This is a genomic window from Microbispora sp. KK1-11 (assembly GCF_006874435.1).
GTDB classification, from domain to species: domain Bacteria; phylum Actinomycetota; class Actinomycetes; order Streptosporangiales; family Streptosporangiaceae; genus Microbispora; species Microbispora catharanthi.
The window spans coordinates 1-5,148 of sequence record NZ_VIRJ01000070.1 but is presented as its reverse complement, the minus strand read 5'-3'; the positions used below and the strand labels follow the sequence as shown (position 1 = coordinate 5,148).

General features: G+C 58.3%; 2 rRNA genes. Both read right to left on the bottom strand.

Annotation, left to right across the window (positions count from 1 at the left end):
- Positions 1-43: 43 nt before the first annotated feature.
- Positions 44-3,155: ribosomal RNA gene (locus tag FLW16_RS42580) — 23S ribosomal RNA — on the bottom strand.
- 398 nt (positions 3,156-3,553) lie between these two features.
- A 16S ribosomal RNA gene (locus FLW16_RS42575) occupies positions 3,554-5,074 on the bottom strand.
- The 16S and 23S rRNA genes sit together here, the layout of an rRNA operon.
- Between the last annotated feature and the right edge of the window lie 74 nt (positions 5,075-5,148).

Genomic DNA, 5,148 nt, shown 5'->3' with positions numbered 1-5,148 from the left:
ACGGTTGCTGTCTCTGAGATCACATAGTGAACGCGAGCACATCATGGTCAAGTCCTCGGCCTATTAGTACCGGTCAGCTCCACACATTACTGCGCTTCCACTTCCGGCCTATCAACCCCATCATCTCTAGGGGGCCTTACCCACACAAGGTGGTGGGAGACCTCATCTTGAGGCGAGCTTCCCGCTTAGATGCTTTCAGCGGTTATCCCTACCGAACGTAGCCAACCAGCCGTGCTCCTGGCGGAACAACTGGCACACCAGAGGTTCGTCCGTCCCGGTCCTCTCGTACTAGGGACAGCCCCTCGCAAGTCTCCTGCGCGCGCAGCGGATAGGGACCGAACTGTCTCGCGACGTTCTAAACCCAGCTCGCGTACCGCTTTAATGGGCGAACAGCCCAACCCTTGGGACCTACTCCAGCCCCAGGATGCGACGAGCCGACATCGAGGTGCCAAACCATCCCGTCGATATGGACTCTTGGGGAAGATCAGCCTGTTATCCCCGGGGTACCTTTTAGCCGTTGAGCGACACCGCTTCCACACGCCGATGCCGGATCACTAGTCCCAGCTTTCGCTCCTGCTCGACCCGTCAGTCTCACAGTCAAGCTCCCTTGTGCACTTACACTCGACACCTGATTGCCAACCAGGCTGAGGGAACCTTTGGGCGCCTCCGTTACCTTTTAGGAGGCAACCGCCCCAGTTAAACTACCCACCAGACACTGTCCCCCACCCGGATTCACGGGCGCGGGTTAGACGTCCAAAACGACCAGAGTGGTATTTCACCAATGACTCCACCCCAACTAGCGTCGAGGCTTCCCAGTCTCCCACCTATCCTACACAAGACGCTCCAAACGCCAATGTCAAGCTGTAGTGAAGGTCCCGGGGTCTTTCCGTCCTGCTGCGCGAAACGAGCATCTTTACTCGTACTGCAATTTCACCGGGCCTGTGGTTGAGACAGCGGGGAAGTCGTTACGCCATTCGTGCAGGTCGGAACTTACCCGACAAGGAATTTCGCTACCTTAGGATGGTTATAGTTACCACCGCCGTTTACCGGCGCTTAAGTTCTCACCTTCGCACCCCGAAGAGTGCTAAGCGGTCCCCTTAACGTTCCGGCACCGGGCAGGCGTCAGTCCGTATACATCGTCTTACGACTTCGCACGGACCTGTGTTTTTAGTAAACAGTCGCTTCCCCCTGGCCACTGCGACCCCCACCAGCTCACGGAGCAAGTCCGATCACCAGTAAAGGTCCCCCTTCTCCCGAAGTTACGGGGGCAATTTGCCGAGTTCCTTAACCACAGTTCACCCGACCGCCTTGGTATTCTCTACCTGACCACCTGAGTCGGTTTCGGGTACGGGCCGCCGCGACACTCACTAGAGGCTTTTCTCGGCAGCATAGGATCACCCACTTCGCCACAATCGGCTCGGCATCACACCTCAGGCACATGTGCTGCGGATTTGCCTACAGCACGCCCTACATGCTTACCCCGGGACAACCACCGCCCGGGCTGGGCTACCTTCCTGCGTCACCCCATCGCTTACCTACTACCAGATCAGGCCAGGCGTTCACCCTGACGCCGGCTCCGAAGAGCCAACCGGGCTAAGGACCCTTAGTATCACTGGATTCGATATGGGCGCATCACAGCGGGTACGGGAATATCAACCCGTTGTCCATCGACTACGCCTGTCGGCCTCGCCTTAGGTCCCGACTTACCCTGGGCGGACGAACCTGCCCCAGGAACCCTTGGTCATCCGGCGCAGAAGATTCTCACTTCTGACTCGCTACTCATGCCTGCATTCTCACTCGCACGACCTCCACCACACGATCACTCGGCGGCTTCACCGGCTCGCACGACGCTCCCCTACCCACCACCAGACCTCGAAAGGACCGGCGGTGCCACGACTTCGGCGGTGTACTTGAGCCCCGCTACATTGTCGGCGCAGAATCACTTGACCAGTGAGCTATTACGCACTCTTTCAAGGGTGGCTGCTTCTAAGCCAACCTCCTGGTTGTCACTGCGACTCCACATCCTTTCCCACTTAGCACACGCTTAGGGGCCTTAGTCGGTGATCTGGGCTGTTTCCCTCTCGACCACGGAGCTTATCCCCCGCAGTCTCACTGCCACGCTCAACTTACCGGCATTCGAAGTTTGGCTGACGTCAGTAACCTTGTCGGGCCCATCAGCCATCCAGAGCCCTACCTCCGGCAAGCAACACGCAACGCTGCACCTAAATGCATTTCGGGGAGAACCAGCTATCACGGAGTTTGATTGGCCTTTCACCCCTACACACAGGTCATCCCCCAGGTTTTCAACCCTGGTGGGTTCGGTCCTCCACGCAGTCTTACCCACGCTTCAACCTGCCCATGCGTAGATCACCCCGCTTCGGGTCTACAGCATGCGACTCAAACGCCCTATTCAGACTCGCTTTCGCTACGGCTCCCCCACACGGGTTAACCTCGCCACACACCATAACTCGCAGGCTCATTCTTCAAAAGGCACGCAGTCACATCACAAACAAGCAAGCTTGTTTACGCTCCTACGGCTTGTAGGCACACGGTTTCAGGTACTATTTCACGACCCCTCACCGGGGCGCTTTTCACCTTTCCCTCACGGTACTCGTTCACTATCGGTCACCAGGAAGTATTTAGGCTTACCAGGTGGTCCTGGCAGATTCACACAGGATTTCTCGAGCCCCGTGCTACTCGGGACGACCCTCGGGAGTCCATCCAATTTCGCCTACCCGGCTATCACGGTCTACGGCCGCCCTTCCCAGAGCGTTCGACTATCAGATGGATTTCTTACTCCCCGAACGATCGGCGGACCGTTCAGAAGGCTCCCACAACCCCGCACACGCAACGCCCGCCGGCTATCACACGCGCACGGTTTAGCCTCCTCCGCTTTCGCTCACCACTACTCACGGAATCACTAAATTGTTTTCTTCTCCTACGGGTACTGAGATGTTTCACTTCCCCGCGTTACCACCAACCGCCCTATACATTCAGACGGCGGCAACACCACATGACTGGTGCTAGGTTTCCCCATTCGGACATCCCCGGATCAACGTCTGGTTGGCGACTCCCCGAGGCTTAACGCAGCCTCCCACGTCCTTCATCGGCTCCTGATGCCAAGGCATCCACCGTGTGCCCTAAATAACTTGGCCACAAAGATGCTCGCGTCCACTATGCAATTCACAAACAACAACCAGACAACCAGCCCACCCCACCACCAAACACCCGAACCCGCGAGCAACCGCCCACAAGCCCCGGCCGGTATGGCAGGAGACCAGCCCTGGAAGAAACAAACCACCCGCCGCTAAGCGGCGGGCAACGGTCCGTTCCCTCAGGACCCAACAGTGTGCCCAACCAGCCACAACCCCCGGAACTCCGCTTTCCCACTCCACACAAAGGCGGCGGTACTCACCGATCCGGCAACCACGACCAGCTGAATAACCAGTGCTCCACTAATGAGCGCACCAGGCAGGGAACATTCGCCCCTGAACCCGGCATGGACCAACCCCACCCTCGCAACGAGAGTTCAGGCCGGCCGAGTGCTCCTTAGAAAGGAGGTGATCCAGCCGCACCTTCCGGTACGGCTACCTTGTTACGACTTCGTCCCAATCGCCAGCCCCACCTTCGACCGCTCCCCCCACAAGTGGTTGGGCCACGGGCTTCGGGTGTTGCCGACTTTCGTGACGTGACGGGCGGTGTGTACAAGGCCCGGGAACGTATTCACCGCAGCGTTGCTGATCTGCGATTACTAGCGACTCCGACTTCATGGGGTCGAGTTGCAGACCCCAATCCGAACTGAGACCGGCTTTTAGGGATTCGCTCCACCTCACGGTATCGCAACCCTCTGTACCGACCATTGTAGCATGTTTGCAGCCCAAGACATAAGGGGCATGATGACTTGACGTCATCCCCACCTTCCTCCGAGTTGACCCCGGCAGTCTCCCATGAGTCCCCACCACCCCAAAGGGCGTGCTGGCAACATGGAACAAGGGTTGCGCTCGTTGCGGGACTTAACCCAACATCTCACGACACGAGCTGACGACAGCCATGCACCACCTGTACACCAGTCCAAAGGAGGGACCCATCTCTGAGAGTTTCCGGTGTATGTCAAACCTTGGTAAGGTTCTTCGCGTTGCGTCGAATTAAGCAACATGCTCCGCCGCTTGTGCGGGCCCCCGTCAATTCCTTTGAGTTTTAGCCTTGCGGCCGTACTCCCCAGGCGGGGCGCTTAATGCGTTAGCTACGGCACAGAAGTCGTGGAAGACCCCCACACCTAGCGCCCAACGTTTACAGCGTGGACTACCAGGGTATCTAATCCTGTTCGCTCCCCACGCTTTCGCTCCTCAGCGTCAGAACTGGCCCAGCAAGCCGCCTTCGCCACCGGTGTTCCTCCTGATATCTGCGCATTTCACCGCTACACCAGGAATTCCGCTTGCCCCTACCAGCCTCTAGCCTGCCCGTATCCACCGCAGACCCGTAGTTAAGCCACGGGCTTTCACGGCAGACGCGACAAGCCACCTACGAGCTCTTTACGCCCAATAATTCCGGACAACGCTCGCGCCCTACGTATTACCGCGGCTGCTGGCACGTAGTTAGCCGGCGCTTCTTCTACAGGTACACGTCAACTTCGTCCCTGCTGAAAGAGGTTTACAACCCGAAGGCCGTCATCCCCCACGCGGCGTCGCTGCGTCAGGCTTCCGCCCATTGCGCAATATTCCCCACTGCTGCCTCCCGTAGGAGTCTGGGCCGTGTCTCAGTCCCAGTGTGGCCGGTCGCCCTCTCAGGCCGGCTACCCGTCGTCGCCTTGGTAGGCCATCACCCCACCAACAAGCTGATAGGCCGCGAGCCCATCCCCAACCGAAAAAACTTTCCACCACCATCCCATGCGAGAAATGGTCGTATCCGGTATTAGACCCGGTTTCCCAGGCTTATCCCAGAGTCAGGGGCAGGTTACTCACGTGTTACTCACCCGTTCGCCGCTCGAGTACCCCGAAGGGCCTTTCCGCTCGACTTGCATGTGTTAAGCACGCCGCCAGCGTTCGTCCTGAGCCAGGATCAAACTCTCCAAACAATGCTTGAAAAGAAATCTCTCTGGCCGGCACCCCCCGGCTAAGGAAAGATGCCGTCAAAGGAATCCGTCACCGA